This is a genomic window from Corynebacterium sp. MSK047, from assembly GCF_030232285.1.
GTDB classification, from domain to species: domain Bacteria; phylum Actinomycetota; class Actinomycetes; order Mycobacteriales; family Mycobacteriaceae; genus Corynebacterium; species Corynebacterium jeikeium_D.
The window spans coordinates 29,362-49,804 of the sequence record NZ_JASPJI010000015.1 but is presented as its reverse complement, the minus strand read 5'-3'; the positions used below and the strand labels follow the sequence as shown (position 1 = coordinate 49,804).

17 protein-coding genes are annotated in these 20,443 nt (G+C 58.8%); 10 read left to right on the top strand and 7 right to left on the bottom strand.

Annotated features, from left to right (window positions below; all coding sequences use genetic code 11):
• Positions 1-121 precede the first annotated feature (121 nt).
• Positions 122-1,534, top strand: coding sequence for a M20 metallopeptidase family protein (locus QP981_RS07425; protein WP_048732929.1), 1,413 nt, complete (start codon positions 122-124; stop codon positions 1,532-1,534).
• A gap of 4 nt (positions 1,535-1,538) precedes the next feature.
• Positions 1,539-2,879, top strand: coding sequence for an alpha-amylase family protein (locus QP981_RS07420; RefSeq protein WP_284857728.1), 1,341 nt, complete (start codon positions 1,539-1,541; stop codon positions 2,877-2,879).
• 155 nt (positions 2,880-3,034) lie between these two features.
• Here the strand turns inward: QP981_RS07420 and QP981_RS07415 are convergent, their stop codons facing one another.
• Both QP981_RS07415 and QP981_RS07410 read right to left on the bottom strand, forming a co-directional pair.
• Entirely contained in the window at positions 3,035-3,232 is a 198-nt protein-coding gene (locus tag QP981_RS07415) for a hypothetical protein (protein WP_048732925.1), read from the bottom strand.
• An 88-nt stretch (positions 3,233-3,320) separates the two neighbouring features.
• The gene (locus QP981_RS07410; protein WP_147765776.1) at positions 3,321-5,372 is read right to left on the bottom strand and encodes a DUF2339 domain-containing protein; all 2,052 of its coding nucleotides are present in this window, start codon (positions 5,370-5,372) and stop codon (positions 3,321-3,323) included.
• 157 nt (positions 5,373-5,529) lie between these two features.
• Here QP981_RS07410 and QP981_RS07405 point away from each other — a divergent pair, with 157 nt between their 5' ends.
• The 6 genes from QP981_RS07405 (at position 5,530) to QP981_RS07380 (ending at position 11,251) form a co-directional block, all read left to right on the top strand.
• Positions 5,530-6,138: an ECF transporter S component gene (locus QP981_RS07405; RefSeq protein WP_049180869.1), complete on the top strand. Its 609-nt coding sequence runs from the start codon at positions 5,530-5,532 to the stop codon at positions 6,136-6,138.
• 9 nt (positions 6,139-6,147) lie between these two features.
• The gene (locus QP981_RS07400; RefSeq protein WP_284857727.1) at positions 6,148-7,764 is read left to right on the top strand and encodes an ABC transporter ATP-binding protein; all 1,617 of its coding nucleotides are present in this window, start codon (positions 6,148-6,150) and stop codon (positions 7,762-7,764) included.
• 44 nt (positions 7,765-7,808) lie between these two features.
• Complete coding sequence (locus tag QP981_RS07395; RefSeq protein ID WP_284857738.1) at positions 7,809-8,579, top strand: energy-coupling factor transporter transmembrane component T family protein; 771 nt, start codon at positions 7,809-7,811, stop codon at positions 8,577-8,579.
• Between the two features lie 19 nt (positions 8,580-8,598).
• Positions 8,599-9,114 carry a nucleoside/nucleotide kinase family protein gene (locus QP981_RS07390; protein ID WP_016422381.1) on the top strand — a complete coding sequence of 172 codons (516 nt, stop codon included), beginning with the start codon at positions 8,599-8,601 and terminating at the stop codon, positions 9,112-9,114.
• The gene (locus QP981_RS07385) at positions 9,114-9,959 is read left to right on the top strand and encodes a YdcF family protein (RefSeq protein ID WP_284857726.1); all 846 of its coding nucleotides are present in this window, start codon (positions 9,114-9,116) and stop codon (positions 9,957-9,959) included. The genes QP981_RS07390 and QP981_RS07385 overlap by 1 nt, the downstream gene beginning before the upstream one ends.
• A 107-nt stretch (positions 9,960-10,066) precedes the next feature.
• Entirely contained in the window at positions 10,067-11,251 is a 1,185-nt protein-coding gene (locus QP981_RS07380; RefSeq protein ID WP_016422383.1) for an acyl-CoA dehydrogenase family protein, read from the top strand.
• A gap of 405 nt (positions 11,252-11,656) precedes the next feature.
• Here QP981_RS07380 and QP981_RS07375 read toward each other — a convergent pair whose 3' ends face one another.
• The 5 genes from QP981_RS07375 to QP981_RS07355 all read right to left on the bottom strand — a co-directional run bounded on the left by QP981_RS07375 (position 11,657) and on the right by QP981_RS07355 (position 15,650).
• The gene (locus QP981_RS07375; protein WP_284857725.1) at positions 11,657-12,889 is read right to left on the bottom strand and encodes an amidohydrolase; all 1,233 of its coding nucleotides are present in this window, start codon (positions 12,887-12,889) and stop codon (positions 11,657-11,659) included.
• An 81-nt stretch (positions 12,890-12,970) separates the two neighbouring features.
• Positions 12,971-13,468, bottom strand: a complete 498-nt coding sequence (locus QP981_RS07370) for a hypothetical protein (protein ID WP_187404257.1) — start codon at positions 13,466-13,468, stop codon at positions 12,971-12,973.
• A 107-nt stretch (positions 13,469-13,575) separates the two neighbouring features.
• The gene (locus tag QP981_RS07365; RefSeq protein WP_284857724.1) at positions 13,576-14,187 is read right to left on the bottom strand and encodes a suppressor of fused domain protein; all 612 of its coding nucleotides are present in this window, start codon (positions 14,185-14,187) and stop codon (positions 13,576-13,578) included.
• 29 nt (positions 14,188-14,216) lie between these two features.
• On the bottom strand, positions 14,217-14,861 hold the full coding sequence (locus tag QP981_RS07360) for a ribonuclease FAU-1 family protein (RefSeq protein WP_284857723.1): 645 nt from the start codon (positions 14,859-14,861) through the stop codon (positions 14,217-14,219).
• Between the two features lie 96 nt (positions 14,862-14,957).
• Positions 14,958-15,650 (bottom strand): Rv1157c family protein, encoded by a 693-nt coding sequence (locus QP981_RS07355; RefSeq protein ID WP_016422388.1) that lies wholly within the window; start codon positions 15,648-15,650, stop codon positions 14,958-14,960.
• A 637-nt stretch (positions 15,651-16,287) separates the two neighbouring features.
• Here QP981_RS07355 and typA point away from each other — a divergent pair.
• Complete coding sequence (typA, locus tag QP981_RS07350) at positions 16,288-18,201, top strand: translational GTPase TypA (protein ID WP_070429521.1); 1,914 nt, start codon at positions 16,288-16,290, stop codon at positions 18,199-18,201.
• Positions 18,202-18,283: 82 nt separating this feature from the next.
• Positions 18,284-20,440: an ABC transporter family substrate-binding protein gene (locus QP981_RS07345; protein WP_284857722.1), complete on the top strand. Its 2,157-nt coding sequence runs from the start codon at positions 18,284-18,286 to the stop codon at positions 20,438-20,440.
• Positions 20,441-20,443 lie beyond the last annotated feature (3 nt).

The following is a 20,443-nucleotide window of genomic DNA, read 5'->3' as shown; positions in this document are numbered from 1 at the left end:
CGCTGAAGTCGTCTCTAGCAGTGGAGATGTTGGGGCGCTGTGGCCGTCGTGAAGCGAAAATGGGTGAGGGAATTTCCGTAGCTGCTCGTCGTGGAGCCTATTTTCTGTCATGCTATGAACCATGACTGATGCTAACGACACCCTGCCGTCGCACCGCCTTGAAGTACCTATCGAAGAGGCGGTGGCATGGCGTCGCCAACTGCACCAGAATCCGGAGCTGAGCTTCCGGGAGTACAGGACCTCGGACATGATTGAGGATTTGCTCAATCAGTGGGACATCCCGACGTACCGGTTGACCCCGACGTCCGTAATTGGCGTCATCGAGGGAACAGCGGGCGACCCCAGCACTGGCCGTGTGATTGGCTACCGCGCGGATATTGACGCCCTGCCGATTCAGGAGGAAACGGGACTGCCGTACGCCTCGCGCACGCCAGGTGTGATGCACGCCTGTGGGCATGATGTTCACACGGCGATGCTGCTGGGCACGGCGAAGGTGCTCTCTGGAATGCGCGATCAACTGCACGGCAAGGTGCTGTGCATCTTCCAGCACGCCGAAGAAATGCTGCCGGGCGGTGCTCGTGAGCTGGTCGACAAGGGTGCCGCCGATGACTTGGATGAGGTCTACGCCTTCCACGTCGCGCCGCATCCGGTAGGGCATGTGGGAATTTGCGCTGGGCGAGTGACAACCATGTCGGGCATCGTCTCCATCGCGATTCGTGGCCGTGGCGGACACTCTTCGAACCCGCAGCTGTCGATTGACCCGGTGCTCATCGCCAGCGAGGTGACTCTCATGCTGAACACGATTGTCTCCCGCGATGTGGATCCAAAGCACATGAACATCGTCAACGTCGGCTCACTGCATTCAGGTGAGGCCGGCAACGTGATCCCGGATACGGCCAACCTGGAAGTGTCCATCCGCTCGGTGGATGAGGCCGACTGGGAGATTGTCTGCCAGCGTATCGAGGCCGTCGTCAACGGCGTCTGCCAAGCTCACGGCGCACAGGCGACTTTTGACTGGCAGATTCCGTACCCGATGGTGGTCAACGCCGACATTGCAGTCAATCGCGCCTGGCATGCGGCGACGAAGGCAGTTGGCAACTCCAAGGTGTTCGCCGCCGATCCGTGGGCTCCTTCGGATGACTTCTCCTATTTTTCTCGTGAAGCGCCGGGCTGTTACATGTTCCTCGGCACCGGTGGCCCGGAAGCGGGTAATCCCTTCTTTCTCCACAATTCCAAGTTTAAAATTGTGGAGAGAGCCATGGTCAATGGCATGCGCACGGAAATCCAAATCGCGCTCGACGCACTGAACCCGTCGAAGAATCATCCGCCGGAGCGCCCTGCCACATCTCCGACCATGCCCGCAGCAGGTTCCGTGCCTCCACGGCCGCGGAAGGCAGGCCTTGGCACGCCACAGTCGCATGCGGGCCAGGCGCGGGCGTCGTCAAGCGAATCGGCGGGGGAGACCTCACCGAGTCCTGAGGCGGCGGCATCAGATAATTCCAATCAGCCTCAGGCACCTAGAGAGGATGCATAGGACAATGTCCACGACCCCCAACGCCCCTAATAAGACGCTCGCTGCCGCACCTGAGTGGTCGAAGTGGGCGATTGGATGGCACGTCTATCCACTGGGGTTTGTGGGAGCGCCCATCCGTGAGAAGGATCGAGGCGCCGCGCCGGGCAATCGAATTCACAAACTGATTGACTGGCTTCCGTACGTCCAGGAGCTCGGGCTCAACGTGCTGCAGCTGGCGCCAGTATTCGAGTCGACTAGCCACGGCTACGATACCGAGGACTACTACCGCATTGACTCGCGCCTGGGTACCGAAGAGGACATGAAGGCTGTCATCGAAGCTGCCCATGAGCGTGGCATCAAAGTGCTTTTCGACGGCGTTTTCAACCACATCGGGGCAGAGGCACCCGCGTTGAAGACCGCGAAGGAAAACCCTGACTCTGAAGAAGCACAGCTCTTTGCGTTTACTCACTCAGATGGCGACATGACCGCGCCGGTGTTTGAGGGCCATGAGAGTTTGGTCGAATTCGATCACACCAGTGACGCGACTGTTGATTTTGTCGTCAATGTGATGAATTACTGGCTGGCGCGGGGGATCGATGGCTGGCGACTGGATGCGGCCTACGCAGTGGACCCACAGTTCTGGCACAAGGTTTTGCCGCGAGTGCGTGCTGAGCACCCGCACGCCTTTATCTACGGCGAGGTCATCCACGGTGACTATGCGGAGATTGTGTCGGTGTCCGGCATGGACTCAGTGACGGAATACGAGCTGTGGAAAGCGACCTGGTCTGCGCTGAAGGAGGAAAACTTCTTCGAGTTGGACTGGACTCTGAAGCGCCATAACACCTTCGCGGAGTCTTTTGTGCCGGTGACGTTTGTGGGCAACCACGATGTTTCACGCATTGCGACGCAGGTAGGGGCCGACAAGGCCGTGCTGGCGGCGACGGTGCTGTTTACCGTGGCCGGTGTGCCGCTGGTCTACTACGGCGACGAACAGGGTTATACCGGTCTCAAAGAGGAACGCATCGGCGGTGACGACCAGATCCGTCCAGTGTTCCCGGATAGTCCGGAGGAACTCTCTGCGCTTGGCGCAGATCTATACCGCGCTTACCAGCAGCTCGTTGCAGTGCGACGCCGCTTCCCATGGCTGTACTCCGCTCGCGTGGAGACTGATGAATTGCGCAATGGTTTTCTTCGCTACCGCGTGACCGCGACTGACGCGGCGCTCGTGGACGATGCTGCCGGCGCCTCGGGTGAGGCTGGAGCTTCCGGCGAGATGCCCTCGCTCGTTGTCGAGCTGAACCTGGAAAACGGCGCAACCAGCGCGGTGATCCGTGATGGTGACCACGTGGAATTTGAGTTTTCCTAGGCTCTCTAGGCGGCTCTAGGCTGCCCCGGAGAACCAAAACCGTCCGGACACAATGTCCAGGCGGTAATTCTTTCGCGCCCCATCGATGAGTGGGCACAAGGGGTAGTGACTGCGTTTATGTTTGCTAGCTAACCCGGTTTTCGCAGATGCAGTGACTACATCTCTGCGGTCTCAACAGGAGTCATCTCGTCGGAGGATGCCGGAGTTGTGGCCTTCTGCTCGAAGGTCTCCGACGGGTTGGCCTGGTCGCCGACCTTCACGTCCGAGTCAACCTGATTCGGGGGAGAGCAAGCGACCAGGGCTGCTGCGGCAATGGCGGATGCGGCGATAGCGCCGGCGATGCGGTTACGCATGGATGTGGCTCCTCTGTCGGAAAACAATAGCTACAAGGGGCTAATAAACTTTTCTCACATTATCTTAAAGCAATATCTTAGAGGATTCTTAACGGCTTGCGGGAACCAAGGGGCCAATCGCCCCCGCGCCGATGCAGAGCGTTGCCCCCGGAGTCGCCTTTTCCACATCGACATGGAGAGTATTTCCACCACCGTTGAGGTACACATAGCGCGGCCGCAGATCATTGTTCATCTTCACGACCGTGGAACCACCGCGGGTTTGCTCTTCAGTCTCGAAAGGATTGGGGAGCGACAGGCGCACATCCATGTTCTCGGAGGCGGTGGCCGGGAACTCAAGCACCCAGTCACCGAGCTTGATGATGTTCTCCAACTTGATGTCCTCCGACGCAGTGCCGTCCTCGCCAACTGTGATGCGATGGCCACACTGCTCGACAGGGCCATCAGTGACACGGGTGATCTCGGAGACCTTGGCGTCGATAAGCGAACCGTCTGTATTGAACATGCGCGGGTGACCGGTGACGCGCTCAAACGGCGGGCGATCGGAGACCGCATCAAACACCCGCGAGTACATGTTCATCGGAGCGGCGACGGGCACGAGAACTTCGAAGGGGACGGGCTGGTCGATGAGATTGTAGTCGATCGCCTTGTCGGGGCCAGCGGCATCGGCTTCCTCGCGCAGCGCGGACAGCGACGCCTTGGTGTTGTCGATCCACTCCATTGCGATGTCATCAGACCAGGCATTGCGGTAAGTGACCACGGAAATCGTGGAGGTGACAGCCAGCGCGATGCCCAGCGACCAAATCAGAATGTGCGTACGAGCCGGTAGCAGCGCTGGCGCCTCGTCCTTCGGTGGGAGTCCAGCCAGGGAGATCGCGACGCAGATTACGATCACGAGCGCGACATCAGAGTAGTAGTGCAAAGTGTGCGCCAGCACGCCAGAGGTGTTCTCTCCCGAGCGGAACAGGGTGATGGCGAACAAGGTGGTGAACATGTACGCCACCGATAGCGTCCACGGAGCCCAGCCACGGTAATCGCGGCCGATGAGGGTGGCAGACAGAATCAACAGGATAATGCCGCCGAGAGTAATCAGCTGAGACGAAGCGGAGGCAAACGGCTGTCCCGGAGCCCAGCGTTCCCAGCTTGTTGGACCGCCGATGATGCCGGCAAAAATCTGGCCGAGGCCGTTGAAGAACAGTTCGGGCTGCAGCTTGTCGGAAATGAAGCCGGTGGTTTCGGCGGGGCCGAAGTAGTACCACAGTGCCCAGGCGCCGGTCAGCAGCATCGATGGGATCCAGATGACGAGGCCACGGCGGAGAACCTGCAGGATATTTCTGCGCTCCATGTAAGCCAAAGTGACGACAACCAGCATGGAGATCGGTGCGATAGCCAGGGACTTCTCAAAGAATCCCAGCGCCACTGCCAGCAGCACGAACAGGCCTACGGCTTCCCACGGGCGGGGGCCGAAGGAACGACGCATAGTGGTGCGAATGGCGACAATCATGAAGATCACGAATGCCAGGTGGAACGGCTGGGAATTGGCCGCGGCCGACCACCAGGTGTCTCCCGGAAGCATCAGCGGAGTCCAGGCGACGACCGTGATGAGGAAGAGCGATACCAGCGTACGGCCGGTGAGAAGCTCAAAGAGTTTCGCTGTGGCATATGTCAGCACTACCGACATCACGGCCATGGTGATAGCCGGTAGCCACCAGTTCCACGGTGCGATGAGGTGATAGAGGCCTTGCACCAAGAAGGCCAGTGGTGCAAGGTGCCCGTCGTGATCCTGAAGCAGGTAGTCCTTGCTCAGCAGTGGGGTGTCGTAAAGATGGCCAACAATGATGAAGTCATCCCAGTAAAAACCATGGCTAGTCAGCACCAGAATGCGAGCGACAAGCTGTATCGCAATAACAACTCCGATGAGTGGCCACCACTGCTTCGCAGACAGGTCAAGTCTCTCGCCCCACGTCAATGTGGGCATGTAGTATGGGCGAGAACTTTCCTGCTCAGCGGTGTTGTCAGCACCAGGGTCCTCGGCAGTTTTCACTGCGGAATCCGCGGCTGTCCCCTCATCGCCGACTGGCGGCGTATGAGGGGTTTGGGCAGTTGGGGTATCTCCTGTAGATGACCGCTCGGCTTTAGTCATGGTTCCTTATGTTATCTAGGCCATCTGCTGGGCGCGGTAGGGTAGGCAAAAGTTAGTGCTTAGGGCGTGTCGACACAGGCTTCATACGCCGCTAATGAATACATCAATAATGTTTGAGCAATACCGCTCGAGTTAAAGAAAAATAGGAGCAAGTGGGATGACGCAATCGGCGAGTGCAGCGCGCGCTAACTTCTCGTGGCGCAATATTGACATCATCATTGCAGCTGTTATCGGCGTGGCCGTTGGCCTGATTTTTGTTATCTGGAACATCATCGGCGGTGCGGGCTATGAAGCAGTCAACGCGCTTACTCCTGGCCTTGGCGGTTTGGTCGCGGGTATGTGGTTCCTCGGTGGGCCACTCGGCGCGTACATCATTCGCAAGCCGGGTGCCGCTATCTTCGTTGAGGTAATCGCAGCGACAGTTTCAGCACTAATCGGTAACCAGTGGGGTATCCCTACCGTGTACTCAGGTTTGGCGCAGGGGCTCGGCGCGGAGCTGGTGTTCCTCATTCTGGCGTATAAGAGCTACAACCTGGCCACCGTGGTTATCTCCGGTCTCATGGCAGGTGTCGGCGCGTGGACCTATGAGTTTTTCACCGGCAACCTGGCCAAGACTTTCGAATTCAACATCATCTACCTGATCTCCACGGCGCTGTCTGGTGCCGTCCTCGCCGGTCTGCTGGCTTACTTCCTGGCTAAGGCACTGGCGGCAACTGGAGCGCTGGATCGGTTTGCCATCGGGCGAGAGCGGCACGGCGACGTATAGGAAAAATCGATGACAGATGAGGCGTTGACGCGGGGGCCGTCGTCAAGCGGAAATGTCCCTTCGGTGAGCGCGCGGGGGTTCGGATATCGGCACGCGGGGCGCAAAACTGCGGTACTGAATGACATCACGCTGGACGTCGAGCGTGGTGAAAAGGTGCTGTTGCTCGGCGCGTCGGGGGTGGGGAAGTCGACGCTGCTCGCCGCTATTGCTGGCGTGCTTGGCGACGACTCCGATGGCGAAGCCACCGGAGAGCTCCTGATTGAAGGTCGTACTCCTGCTTCCGCACGGGGCGCGGTGGGCTTGGTGCTGCAAGACCCTGACTCGCAGACGATTAGTGCTCGCGTTGGCGACGATGTCGCCTTTGGTGCGGAAAACCTGGGCGTTGCCCCAGCTGAGATTGGCAACCGAGTGCGCGCCAGCCTGGATTTGGTGGGGCTGGATTTGCCGCTGGATCATCCCACGCACAGGCTTTCGGGTGGGCAGAAGCAGCGCCTCGCATTGGCAGGTGTGCTGGCAATGGGCGCACGGGTCATTTGTTTGGATGAGCCGACGGCCAACATCGACCCGGCCGGTGTGCCGGTACTACGCGATGCTGCGATTACCGCGGCGGAGAGGACCGGTGCGGCACTGATTGTGGTCGAGCATCGAGTGGATGCGTGGGTCGATGTGGTCGACCGCATCATCGTGCTGGGCCGCGGAGGTGTGATTGCCGATGGTGCACCGCATCGGGTCTTGGAAGACTACGGGCAGGCTCTGACGGATGCTGGGGTGTGGATTCCGGGTGCTCCGCCCGCGCTGCCGGATGCGCGTTCAGTTGCCTGCGACCAGGACGGGCACCCTAGCGATGACATCGCGATCGAAACCCGCGAGCTGGACATCGGCTATGGCGCGAAGAAGTCGTGGTTCAGGGGTAGCGAAACTGTTGAGCCTATTGCTCGCGGAGTATCCGTTTCTATCCCATCCGAAGCTTCCACCTGCATCGTTGGTCACAACGGCAGCGGGAAGTCCACGTTAGCGCTGACGCTCGGCGGCCTGCTTGAGCCGATGGCGGGCACGGTTCAAGTGGCCGGCAGCGGTAGTGCGCCGTGGAAATGGCCGTCGAAGAAGTTGGCTACTCGGATTGGCACGGTCTTCCAAGACCCCGAGCACCAATTCGTCACCGGCACAGTGCTGGAAGAGTTGCAGCTTGGCCCGAAGCTTGTCGGTGTCAACGCTGATAAGCGCATCGAGGAATTACTTGAGCGGCTGCGGCTAACGGCCCTGACCAAGGCGAATCCGTTCTCACTCTCGGGCGGTGAGAAGCGACGTCTGTCGGTGGCGACCATGCTGGCGACAGCGCCGGATATTGTGCTTCTCGACGAACCGACGTTCGGCCAAGACCGCCGGACATTCACCGAGCTGCTCACTTTGCTTCGCCAGCTTGCTGACGACGGCCGAACTGTTATCTCGATTACCCACGATCCATTGGTGGTACAAGCGATGGGGGACTACGTCATCGACATGGATTCGTTTCATCCGGAGCGGTCAGGCCGTGCGGCGCCGGGACAGCGTGGTTCAGGGGAGCAGGCCGGTCCGAGCCGCACTAGCGGTGCGCGCGGCCAGGGCGAAGCAGGAGGGAAATCGTGACTGAAGTCGGTTCCGCCGGTACGGCTGAAGGTACGCAGAGCGCCATTTCGAGTAAGCAGCCTTTCCTCGCGACGGTCAACCCGGTGGCGAGAGTACTGGGCCTATTCTTGCTCACCACACCGCTGCTGATTTCCATCGACTGGGTCTCCGCAGTGGTTGCGCTTGTCTGCACGCTTTTCTTGGTGCCGCTGTCGGGTTTGGGTTTTCGTCGTTTTCTAGGACGCAGCCTGCCACTTCTTATCGCCGCGCCCATCTCGGGCATCTCGATGGCGCTCTACGGCAACCCGGAGGGCAAAGAGTATTTCTCCTTCCTGCTTGCGCATGTGACGGATAATTCCATTTCCCTGGCCATCGCGATCATGTTGCGTGTGCTGGCTATCGGTACTCCAGTTGTCGTGTTGACAGCCAATATCGACCCCACCGATCTGGGCAATGGGCTGGCGCAGATTCTCAAGCTGCCCAGCCGGTTTGTGCTGGCAACGGTGGCGAGTTTGCGGCTCGTCGGCCTATTCATCAGCGATTGGCAGGCGCTGACCCGAGCCCGTCGAGCACGCGGTTTGGGTGACCACGGCGCAATCCGCCGCACTATTTCCCAGGTGTTCGCTCTGCTGGTGTTCGCGCTGCGCCGCGGCACCAAACTGGCTACAGCCATGGAAGCCCGCGGCTTTGGCGCACCGATTAAGCGTACGTGGTGGCACATTTCGACATTGGCCGCGCGTGACTATGTCACCATGGCCGCCTGCCTTGCCATCGCCGTCGCAGCAATCGGTATTTCCGTGTGGGCCGGGGAGTTCCGCTTCCTGGGTGTGGCGTAGCAAAGGCGTTTCGATCACGATGATTCTGCTTATCGATGGCCGTTCCGGCAGTGGCAAAACCACCTTTTCGGCAAAGTTGCACAGTATCCTCGGTTGGCCAGTTATCCACTTGGAGGATGTCTATCCGGGCTGGTCCGGCCTGCAGAAAGCATCGGCCGAAGTCGCGGAGACCATTTTGAACCCCGCTCTACCGGCCGACAAGCGCGGGTATCGCCGTTGGGACTGGTACGCCAGTGAATTCGCCGAGTGGGTCCCCACGCCACCGGACTCCTCGCTCATCGTCGAAGGCTGTGGCGCTGTCACTGAAGCTAACCTTGCCGCTGCCCGCGCCATCGGCGACGGCAACGCCTGGGGAGTCTGGGTAGAGCTGGACACGCAGACTCGATTTGCCCGCGCCATGGCTCGCGACGACCACTTCGAGGAACACTGGGACATGTGGGCCGAGCAGGAATCCCAGCATATGGCGAAGCACAATCCGCAACAGCTCGTCGACTGGACCATCAACGTCCCAGAACAGTTAACGTGGAAGCTCTGATGAGAAAAACACTCGCGTGCCTCGGTGCAGGCTTCGGTTCCATGCTCCTCGTCGGCGGACTACGCGTCGCCGCTAATTCGGAGCTACGCCCACCACGCCTGCCCAATCGCAGACCTCCGCGGTGGGTTCTTCCAACAGTAGGTGCCGCGTGGACACTGGCCAGCTGCCGCGCCTACTACGCTCGCGCATCACATCGCTTGACGACGCCCCTGCTCGCCGGCCTCGCAGTACCAGGAGCCGCAGCGATCGTTTTCGAGGCCGTTCGTCTTCGATGTGCAGCCCAAAAACCAACTGTGCCGCCACACACCGTGGTTGTGCTGGGATGCGGATTGAAGAACAATCGGCCTTCGGCCCTGCTGGCCAGAAGATTACAGCGAGCAGTTGCAGCGTGTGATGAGCGTACCGAGCGAATCATCTGCTCCGGTGGGGTCGGCAGTGAAGCGGTGACAGATGCCACCTGCTCCGAAGCGGACGCCATGGTGGAGTGGTTGGAGGCGAACGCTGGGGACGTCGTAAAGCGTGGCGACATCGAGTTGATCCCCGAGGACCAATCGACGAATACGTCGGAAAACATTGACTATGCGTGCGAATTGATGCGCGGCATGGACGGTGCGTTGAGCGCTGGAACGGTTGTTGTGACCAGTGATTTTCATGCGCCACGGGTAGCGAAGCTCATGCGCGAACGGGGGCTGGAACCCTGGTGTGTCGTCGGCGCCTATACGCCATTCAGGTACTGGGCGACATCGCTGCTGCGGGAATTCCTCGCGCAGTTTATTCTGTGGGCGCCGAGCGGCAACGCGAGAATTTTACGAATTTCGCGGGTAGAGCGAAGCGTTAGCCACTAGTATCGAACGAAGATAAATACGTCGTGCGGTGATAGTGCTGCGTAGAAATGCGTAGAGCGCGATATCGAACACGACATCGGAATCATTAAATCGGGAGGAACACCCACATGGCTTTGACCCCAGGATTCGACCTGTTCCAGCTGCCAGAGGAGCACCAGGAGCTCCGCGCCGTTATCCGTGATCTGGCGGAGAAGCAGATTGCTCCGTACGCAGCGGACGTCGATGAGAACGAGCGTTTCCCGGAGGAGGCCCTGAAGGCTCTCAACGAGGCTGGATTCAACGCCGTCCACGTGCCGGAGCAGTTCGGTGGTCAGGGTGCGGACTCGGTTGCGGCCTGCATTGTCATTGAGGAAGTTGCTCGTGTCTGTGGCTCGGCTTCTCTTATCCCGGCTGTGAACAAGCTGGGCACCATGGGCTTGATCCTCAAGGGCTCCGACGAGCTGAAGAGCAAGGTCCTGCCGGACATCGCCAACGGTGAAATGGCTTCCTACGCACTGACTGAGCGTGAGGCCGGTTCGGATGCCGGTTCCATGAAGACCCGCGCGGTCCGTGAGGGCGATGAGTGGGTCCTCAACGGCTCCAAGTGCTTCATCACGAACGGTGGCCGCTCCACCTGGTACACCGTCATGGCTGTCACCGACCCGGAGAAGGGTGCTAACGGCATCTCTGCATTCATGGTCCACAAGGACGACGAGGGTTTCCGCGTCGGTGGCCTGGAGCACAAGCTGGGTATCAAGGGTTCCCCGACCGCGGAGCTGTACTTCGAAAACTGCCGCATCCCGGCTGACCGCATCATCGGCGAAGAGGGCACCGGTTTCAAGACTGCCCTGGAGACCCTGGACCACACTCGCCCGACTATTGGTGCACAGGCACTGGGCATCGCGCAGGGTGCATACGACTACGCTGTTGGTTACGTGCAGGAGCGCCAGCAGTTCGGCAAGCCGATTGCTGCTTTCCAGAACACCCAGTTCATGCTGGCTGACATGCGTATGAAGATTGACGCTGCTCGTCTCATGGTCTACACCGCAGCTGCTAACGCTGAGCGCGGCACTGCTGAGGGCGGCGCTCGCCTGGGTCTGATGGCCGCAAACGCCAAGACCTTCGCCTCTGACGTTGCTATGCAGGTCACCACTGATGCCGTGCAGCTGCTCGGCGGTTACGGCTTCACCCGTGACTTCCCGGTTGAGCGCATGATGCGTGACGCCAAGATCACCCAGATCTACGAGGGCACCAACCAGATTTGCCGCATGGTCGCAGGTCGCCAGATTCTCGCAGACGCACAGAAGCGCTAATCACCAGTGTAAACGCTAAGCCCTCGCTACCAAGGCGGGGGCTTTTTCATGCCACCGCATCATTCAGGATTTGTCGCTTAACCCCAATGCGAGTTAGTGACTGCGTTTATGGCCAGCGGCGGTGGGGCGATGCGAGTTACTGACTGCGTTTATGACAGAAATGGCCCGAAAAACGGCTTCAAAGTGTCATAAACTCATACAGTTTCACATTTGCAGCCCGTAAGTTTTTGGGTTAAGTAGCAAGAAGCATGTCCGGTCGGCGTGCGCCGGGGCCTACTTGTTCGCTTAACCCCCGGTTTTTTCGGCCGTCCCGCACGAGTCCCGCACGAGCCCCGCACGAGTCCGGCACTACACCATCCACCAGCTCGCCAGCAGCCGCACACATCAGCCTCGCTAATCACACCCTCATTTCGCCAACCAAGCACAGGCAGCTACAACGATTGCCTCTGCTCCCCGGTCAAGAGTGGGTTGGAGGTCAGGGGCGAAAGCTGGGTTGTGGTTGCCAACGGCGCTGCTCTCATCCGCGAAACCGCCGAGCCCCCAGTACGTATATGGCACTCCAAGCGCATCGGGGATGATTGAGAAATCTTCAGAGGCGGCCACTGCGTCCAAGTCGGAGACTTCTTCACCGAAGTACGCGTCGAATGCCTCACGCACAGTATTCGTGGCATCCCCGTCATTATTCGTGAGGGGATAGCGGTCGTAGTAAGTGAACTCCGGGTCTTGAGGGCAGCGGGCAGCAACACATTCTGCTCGTACAATGCGCTCGATTGCCTCTTTGAGGTGTTCGGTCACGGCGCTGTTGTAGGCACGAGTGTTGATGAGCAGCTCTGCGGAGTCAGGGATGATGTTGGACTTAGTTCCCGCCTGAATCGCGCCAACGGTCACCACTGCGGTCTCGGTGGCCGCTACCTCACGCGAGACAATGGTCTGAAGGCGCATCACAATGGTGGAAGCCAAGACAACGGGATCGACACTGAGCTCCGGCATGGATCCATGGGAGCCATTACCGTGCACAGTGACCTTGACCGAGAATGCAGAGGATAGAACAGGCCCGCGGCGAGTTCCCACATAACCGCCGGGCAAGCTAGCTAGTACGTGTTGACCGAGATAAACATCGGGACGCGGAATAGCCTTCTCCAGATCTGCCGCCAGCATTGCGCGTGCACCTTCGGCGGTTTCTTCAGCGGGTTGGAAGATACCGATGAATGTGCCAGACCACTGATCAAGGTTTTCGTTGAAAGCCTGCAGCGCTGTAAGCAAAGACATCAGGTGGAAGTCGTGGCCACAAGCGTGGGCGACGGGGACCTCTGTGCCGGTCTTTTCATCAATCTGCGTTGCTGTGGAGGCGTAATCTTTGCCGGAAGTCTCCTTCACCGGTAGCGCATCAATGTCTGCGCGCATAGCTACAATCGGCCCGGCACCGTTCTCAATAATGGCAACGATGCCGGTGTCTCCGACGCGATGTGTGGAAATACCTGAAGCTTCGAGCTCCTGAATAATCCGGTCTGCAGTGCTCTGCTCCTGCATGGAAAGCTCAGGGTGCTGGTGGAAATATTTGTACAGTTCCTCGCGCTGGGATTGGGTGGACGCGAGACCATTCAAAATGTTTCTGGCGCTCTCAGTATTAGTGGGCATACCTAAAATGTACGCCGACCTAAAACGGACGGCGGAGGCCCTGGAAGGCATCCCCGCCCCGCCCAAACCTTTAAGAGCTGCCTACGTCGTCACAAAGAACTTCTGGTTTCGCTCGCCGCGGTAGGACTGGGCGGTTGCAGTTGCGGCGATGATAGAGGCAACAATGAGCAGGCCAGCTGTAATCAAACCGAGCACCGACGAGTCTCCGGAGCGTACCTGGGAAATCGTTCCGACCAGCGTCATTGATGCATTAATGACAAAAACTGCCGCCGCCACGGACAGCACCGTGCGCGCTGCAGTCGATCCTTCAAGGAGTTTGCCAGCAAGCCACCAGCACGCAATCGCCGTTGCCGTCTGCGCGAGAATCGCAAACGCGAAGCTCACGGCCAAGCTGGTCTGTGCAGCAGAAACCTCGATGTTGTTGGCTTTTGCCGCTTCCGTAACAGTCGCATCCCATTTCAATAGGGAACTGACCACGGTCAGGATTAGTGCTGGGACGTAAACATATACCGCCAGCCGCCACCACCGAAAGGACTGCGCCGCATGGAAAGGAACGTCTTTAGCCGAATTGACTGCCATAATTCCATACTCTAAACCACGCTGTCGCGGCGCGAAACGTCACTGCTAGGTTGCACTTATCGCTTGCCGACGAGCAGAAAACCGGCAACCACTACAAAAGCTAACTTCTATACAGCGCTGGTGCGGTGCGGGTCGGTGAAGTCAACACCTTGGGTTTCCCACACGCGACGCAGTTCGTCAACGCCCTTAGCGCGAGCAAGGGCAAATTCATTGGTCGTGGCGGGGACCGGCTGGAAGATTGTGACTTCGGTTTCCTCCACCGCGACCGGCGGGATTTCTGCCTTGAACAGCACAAAACCGGTGAAGCGCGACTGATCCCACAGTGGCTGGCCGAAGTCGATAAGTGCCCCCTCGGTCAGGATGAGGCCTTCGATGCTTGGGGAAGCGGCAAGAATACCCAGCGGGCGGATGACTTCGTCCAGTCCACCACGAATAGGCAAGATGAGTTCGGCACGCGGGCCAGAGTTGGTGTCCACCACCATTGCGGAAGGATCATGCATCGCTTCGGCACTGCAACCGAGTGTTGCGTAGGTGACAATCCGGTCTGTGTCAGGGCCGAAGCGCAGCATCTTCAGTGGCGAAGAACCAAGGAAGGTCAGCTGGGCTTCGCCGGGGTCGGACTCTTCAAAGTAGGAGGAAAATGCTGCTCGGACTGCTTTGATGATCGCATTGCTATCAGGGCCGGCGGGAGGAATGGGGCCGGTTAAGTTATCGAACACGGGCGGTACTCCTTGTTGAGGTGGTCATTTTAGGCTGCGGGCGAAAGCTCAACAGCATCAGCCCACGTCGCATCGAGGTTCAAAGTCTGCATCCACGCATCAATGTTGTCACCGTGTGCAGCGATTGCGGCGCGTGCAGTCAGCGTGGTCTCGATAGCGAATTCGGTGAGTTCATCGCTAATCAGCCCTTGAGTGTGGGCCGCGACGAGCTCGTCGACATCTTCAACGCGAATCTGTGTGGTCGCATCGACAGGTATGGGAGCTATGGCCTCAGGATCGGTCGGTGCCTGCAGGATGTCGAGGTACAAATCGGTCATACGCCAGCACTGCGGATCAGTCCGGTCGATGCTGACAATATCGACGTAGCGTTGGTGTTCCACCTTCACGCCCGGGCGGAAGTGATAAATGCTGATGCGCAACCCTTCGTCGGCAAGCAGGAATGACTCTAGATATCCAAACTTTGGATGATCCATCCCACGGCGCATATAAAGGCGGCTGGGTGTGAGAGTTCGGAACTCATCGACATTGCGCTGAAAGCCCTTGGGGTCGGTGTTGACCATTTCACGTAGGTCAAAGGTCTCGACTTTCGGAGGATGTGTGTCCTGACTCGAGCGAATTGGGGAGAGTGCAGGAGCTGCCGCGGTCGAAGCCGAAGTGGCCGGTGAAGTGGACATGCGAATACCTTAACGTGTGGGGGTTGCCTTTTTGGGCATAGAAAAGCCCTTTCTGCATACGTGATGCAAAAAGGGCTAGGGGAGAACTAGAAAAACTTAGTTCAGGCCGACCGGGAAGACACCGGCGGTCGGGGTGTAGCTGCAGTTGGTCGGACCAGGCTCTTCCTGAGTGGTGATACCGCCCTGCATGACAGCGATGACCACGCCCTTGCCCGTGTCAGCGGTGCCGTTGACAGCACCCGGGCCCTCCTCGGCGTTGATGCCGTTGTTCTCCAGGGTGGTCTTGCCGTACTTGCCGTTAGCAACGTTGACCCAGTAGACATTCATCTCTGTGTCCTGCTGCTTAGCCAGCTGCTTGGTGCCCAGGCCAGTGAAAATGAAGCCAAGCTGGTTTTCTGGAACACCTGGCAGAGGCAGGTCTGCCGGGCCCGGAACGGTAGTGGCCAGGCCGAAGGAACGACCTTCGCCGCCGATGCACTTGTCGGCAACAGTAGGCAGCAGGAACTGGTTGGTCTTCGGGGCACCTTCCGGAACCTTGAAGCCCGGCTCGCCCTCGCCCTCACCAGTCAGGAAGTCAATTCCCTTGTTCAGTGCGCTGGAAATTTCCTCAGGAACGCCTGGGGAGTTAATGATGTCGCGCGCGTTGCCGTAGAGATTCGGCGAAGCGATGTTCAGGGAGTCCAGCGACGGGGAAGCAGAAGCGGCGGGAGTCATGCCCGCAGTGAGAATTGCAGCTGCACCCAAGGTCGCTGCGGCACGGCGCAGGAAGGAGCGTCCAGTCGAAACCACGGTGAAGAACCTCTCATTCGTGGGCTATTGGAGTCGGAATCAAAATTTCGGAATCGTTGCTCATCTTAGAACGACTCCAACGGGAATTGGAAAGATTTGAAAAAGAAATGTTCAGAATCTTCTCAGGAGATTAACGCACGGATTCCTGCGTGTCGCAAGTTAATTAGAGTGATTTTTGGTGTAGAACGAGATGATTGTGAAAATTGTGACGTCATGTATGCCTGTGGTGTTAATGGTGTTTCGCAGCGCGTAAGCGGGTGAAGTCAAGTCTCATCCCGTGGGGTTACAACTATGGCATTTGGTCACATGTGTCACATGGCGGGCTGAGAGATTGCCGTCGTGAAGCGTTGTGGCGCTGGCGGATATGCCGTTATGGCTGTCGATAAAGCGGGGGTATAGCAAGGGGGTAATTTGTGCCGAAGGGTGGTGCGGCAATGCCACTTTGCATGACGGATAGGTGCTCGGGGTTGTGAGAATCTCTGCCAGATGTGCAGGGCCATTAAGAAGGAGTACACTGTAGAACGCTTTATTACGCGTTGATGCGGGGCGTTAAAGGCAGTCGTAAAGACAGTTCTTTAGAGCAAGGCCGTATCTTTTTTTCTTTTAGTCCTCTTAGCTTGTTAGGAGCTATCCGCCTGTGAGCGATACCGAGTTCCGTAATGTCGCCATTGTCGCACACGTCGACCATGGCAAGACCACTCTCGTGAACGCCATGCTGGAGCAGTCCGGCGTTTTCAGCGACCACGAAGAAGTTGCAGACCGAGTGATGGACTCTGGTGACCTTGAAAAGGAAAAGGGCATCACCATCTTGGCGAAGAACACCGCTATTCGCCGAAAAGGTGAGGGCAAGAACGGCGAAGACCTCATCATCAACGTCATTGACACCCCTGGTCACGCCGACTTTGGTGGCGAGGTGGAGCGCGCACTGTCCATGGTTGACGGCGTCGTGCTGTTGATCGACTCCTCTGAAGGTCCGCTGCCGCAGACCCGCTTCGTCCTGGGCAAGGCGCTTGCTGCCTGCATGCCGGTGATCATTGTGGTCAATAAGACTGACCGCCCAGATGCACGTATCGACGAGGTTGTCGAGGAAGCACAGGATCTGCTGCTCGAGCTAGCCTCCACCCTGGAAGACCCGGAAGCTGCTGAGGTCGCTGAGCGCAACCTTGAGCTGCCGGTTCTCTATGCCTCTGGTCGTGCCGGTAAGGCTTCGACCGAGAACCCGGGTAACGGCAACCTGCCGGAGTCCGAGAACCTGCAGCCGCTGTTCGACGTCATCACCGAGGTGCTCCCGGAGCCGTCCGCTGAGATCGATGCCCCGCTGCAGGCGCAGGTGACCAACCTGGACTCCAGCTCCTTCCTTGGTCGAATTGGTCTGATTCGTATCCACAAGGGCCGTATCCGCAAGGGACAGCAGATTTCGTGGATTCACTACGATTCCGAGGGCAACGAGCATGTCAAGAACGCGAAGGTTGCAGAGCTGCTGCGTACCGTCGGCGTGACCCGTGTTCCTGCTGAAGAAGCCATTGCAGGTGACATCGCCGCTATCTCCGGTATCGACGAGGTCATGATCGGTGACTCTCTCTGTGATGTCGAGCACCCGGACCCGCTGCCGCGCATCCTGGTCGATGAGCCGGCTATTTCCATGACCATCGGTGTGAACACCTCGCCACTGGCAGGCCAGGGTGGTGGCGATAAGCTGACTGCTCGTATGGTCAAGGCCCGCCTGGACCAGGAGCTGATTGGTAACGTCTCACTGCGCGTGCTGCCGACCGAGCGCCCGGATGCCTGGGAGGTGCAGGGCCGTGGTGAAATGGCGCTGTCCGTTCTGGTTGAAACTATGCGTCGTGAGGGCTTTGAGCTGACCGTCGGTAAGCCGCAGGTTGTTACCAAGACCGTCGACGGCAAGGTTCAGGAGCCGTACGAGCACCTGACCATCGATGTTCCAGAAGAGCACCTGGGTGCTGTCACTCAGCTGATGGCGGCTCGTAAGGGGCGCATGGAGCAGATGGGTAACCAGGGCACCGGTTGGGTGCGCATGGAGTTCCTCATTCCGTCCCGCGGTCTGATTGGCTTCCGCACTACTTTCATGACGGAGACCAAGGGCACCGGTATCGCCAATCACTACTCGGCCGGTTACGGCGAGTGGGCAGGCGAGATTAAGGATCGTCCGACAGGATCGTTGGTCGCTGACCGTACTGGCCAGATCACCGCTTACGCGCTGATTCAGCTTTCTGACCGCGGTACCTTCTTCGTCGAGCCGGGTGACCAGGCTTACGAGGGCATGGTCGTTGGCCAGAATCCGCGTGATGAGGACATGGACATCAACATCACCAAGGAAAAGAAGCTGACCAATATGCGCGCAGCCTCGGCTGATGCGACCGTGACTCTGGAGAAGGCGCACAAGCTTTCCCTCGATGAGGCTATGGAGTTCTGTGGCGCTGACGAATGTGTTGAGGTCACCCCGGAGGGCATTCGCGTACGCAAGCAGATCCTCAGCGCCACCGATCGCGCTCGCGCTCGTTCCCGCGCGAAGGCCATGAATAAGAAGTAATTCGGGTTGCTAGGGGACTGGGCCACCTGGAAACCAGTCTCGGGGTAACTGACTCGGTCAGGTGTCGAGTAATCTCGTGAATATGTTTATTCGCAGCCGTCGTCACGCAGCTTCTCGTCGATTTTTCGTAGCATCGACACTCTGCGTGACGGCGGCTTTGGCGTCTTCGTGCATGGCTCGCCCGTCGGACGCTCCGACTGTGCCCGGGCAGCAGGAAGCACCGGTGCAACAGGAAGACACCGCTGACCAGGCCAAAAAGATGCGTGAAGTCACGGTCGGTGTCGACGAGTTTGTCGAAGGCTTCAATCCGCATTTGCTTGCCGACGTCTCCCCGGTGACCAGCCTGGTAGCGCGACTGACACTGCCTAGTGTTTTCACCCCTGCGCCGGTAGCGGGCGAGGCTGGTGACGCTAGTGCCTCCGCGCAAGCTCCCGGAGTGGTGGATAACGCTGCCAACGCTCGCTCGGCAGGAACTCCCCAATGGCTTCTCAACTCCGACTTGCTGGATTCCGTGCAGGTCATCGAGAGTGATGACAGCAAAGACAGTGACGCCAGAAACGGAGCTGGAAACGGAAAAGCGGCCGATGTTGACATCACGGATCCGACGGTAGCGGCAGAGCATGTCCGCTACCGCATTCGAAAAGGGGCGCAGTGGAGCGATGGCACGCCAATCAGTGGCGAGGACTTCCGCTACCTATTTTCCCAAGTCACGTCCACGCCAGGATCGCTGGATACGGCGACTTATGAGCTGATTAAATCCATTGATGTCTCCGATGGTGGCCGTCAGATTGACGTGACGTTCACTCAGCCGATTACGCATTGGCAGCGCCTGTTTGCACATCTCTTGCCAGCGCATTTGATGCGGTCGAACACTGATGGTTTTTCCGAAGGGCTGGCCAGCCGTTTCCCGGCCTCCGGTGGGCAGTACACCGTCGAGTCGATGGATGTCGGCCGCAACATCATTCGACTGGTTCGAAATGACCGCTACTGGGGTGAGCAGCCAGCAGCCTCGGAGGTTATTACGCTGCGTGCCATGCGTAGTGCCATCGATGGTGCGGAGCAACTGCGTTCGAAGCAGATCCAGGCCGTGCAGGTCCGTCCGACGGAGACCTCTGAGCTGACGTACGGTCTGGTCCCCGGTGTTGCTGAGTTCTTCCATGAGCCCAACCGGGAACTGGTTTTCAGTACCAACCTCGCGTCGAGCAGGCTTGCCGACGAGTCCGTCCGCCGGGCCATTCTGCGCACCATCAACGTTGCACAGGTCTCAGAGGTGGCCACCGGACGCCGAATCGCGGGTGGTTCTGGTGACGGTGGTGGCCAGGAGAAATCCGAGGCACCTCAGGCCGGATTTACCGAGGACAATCCGCTACGAATCGGCATCATTAGCGACGGTATAGCGGCACGCGCTGCGGCTTTTGCGGTCGCTGACCAGTTGACTGCAGCTGGTATCCCCGCCACCGTTGTTTCGTATTCTCCGGCGGACATGCTGCGGTCTTCGTTGCCCTACGGAACCGTCGATGCCGTGGTGGCATGGGCAGAGCAGCCCAATTCCGTCCAGGCGGCCCGGGAACGCTATGCGTGTACGGAAGGCTCGATCAGTTCGCTACCGCCGAAGGACTTGGATGAAGCAGGCGCAGAGTCGGCTGCTGAGTCTGAGTCTGAGTCAGAATCCGAGTCTGAGTCTGAGGGCGTTGACAGTTCGACAAAGCCTGCGCCAAGCGGAGATTGGGAAAAGAGTGCTGAAGAGCAGAGCTCGCTGGACGGGACGACACCGTCTGAACGGTCCAAATCTTCTACCTCAGCGGAACCGGCTGACCTAAATGGAGTACCTGTCGCTCCGAAATCGGCTGCTCGGAGCGAGAATCTTTCCGGCCTTTGTGACCCGCAGGTTGATGAGCTGCTCGCTCCCGACAGTTCTGCGTTGCCCGCTGAACTCGCCGATATCATTGCTGGCCACAGTATCGAGCTGACCTTGGTGAAAGACGGCCTGCTGACGGTCGTCAGCCCGGAAATTACAATTACCGGGCGGAAGGACTCTTCGCAGTGGACTGATGACCCAGTGTTGGGTCGCCTCGGTGTTCTGGGCGAGGTTCGCCGAGTCTCGACGCAAAGCGGGACTCGAGAATCGTCTGAGAATTCTCAACCGGGAGATAGTCCGCGCGAAGATACTGAGCAGGACGGTTCGGGTCAGAACCAAGAAGTCCGCGATAACGCCGACCAGGAGAACAAGGGGAAGTAAGAA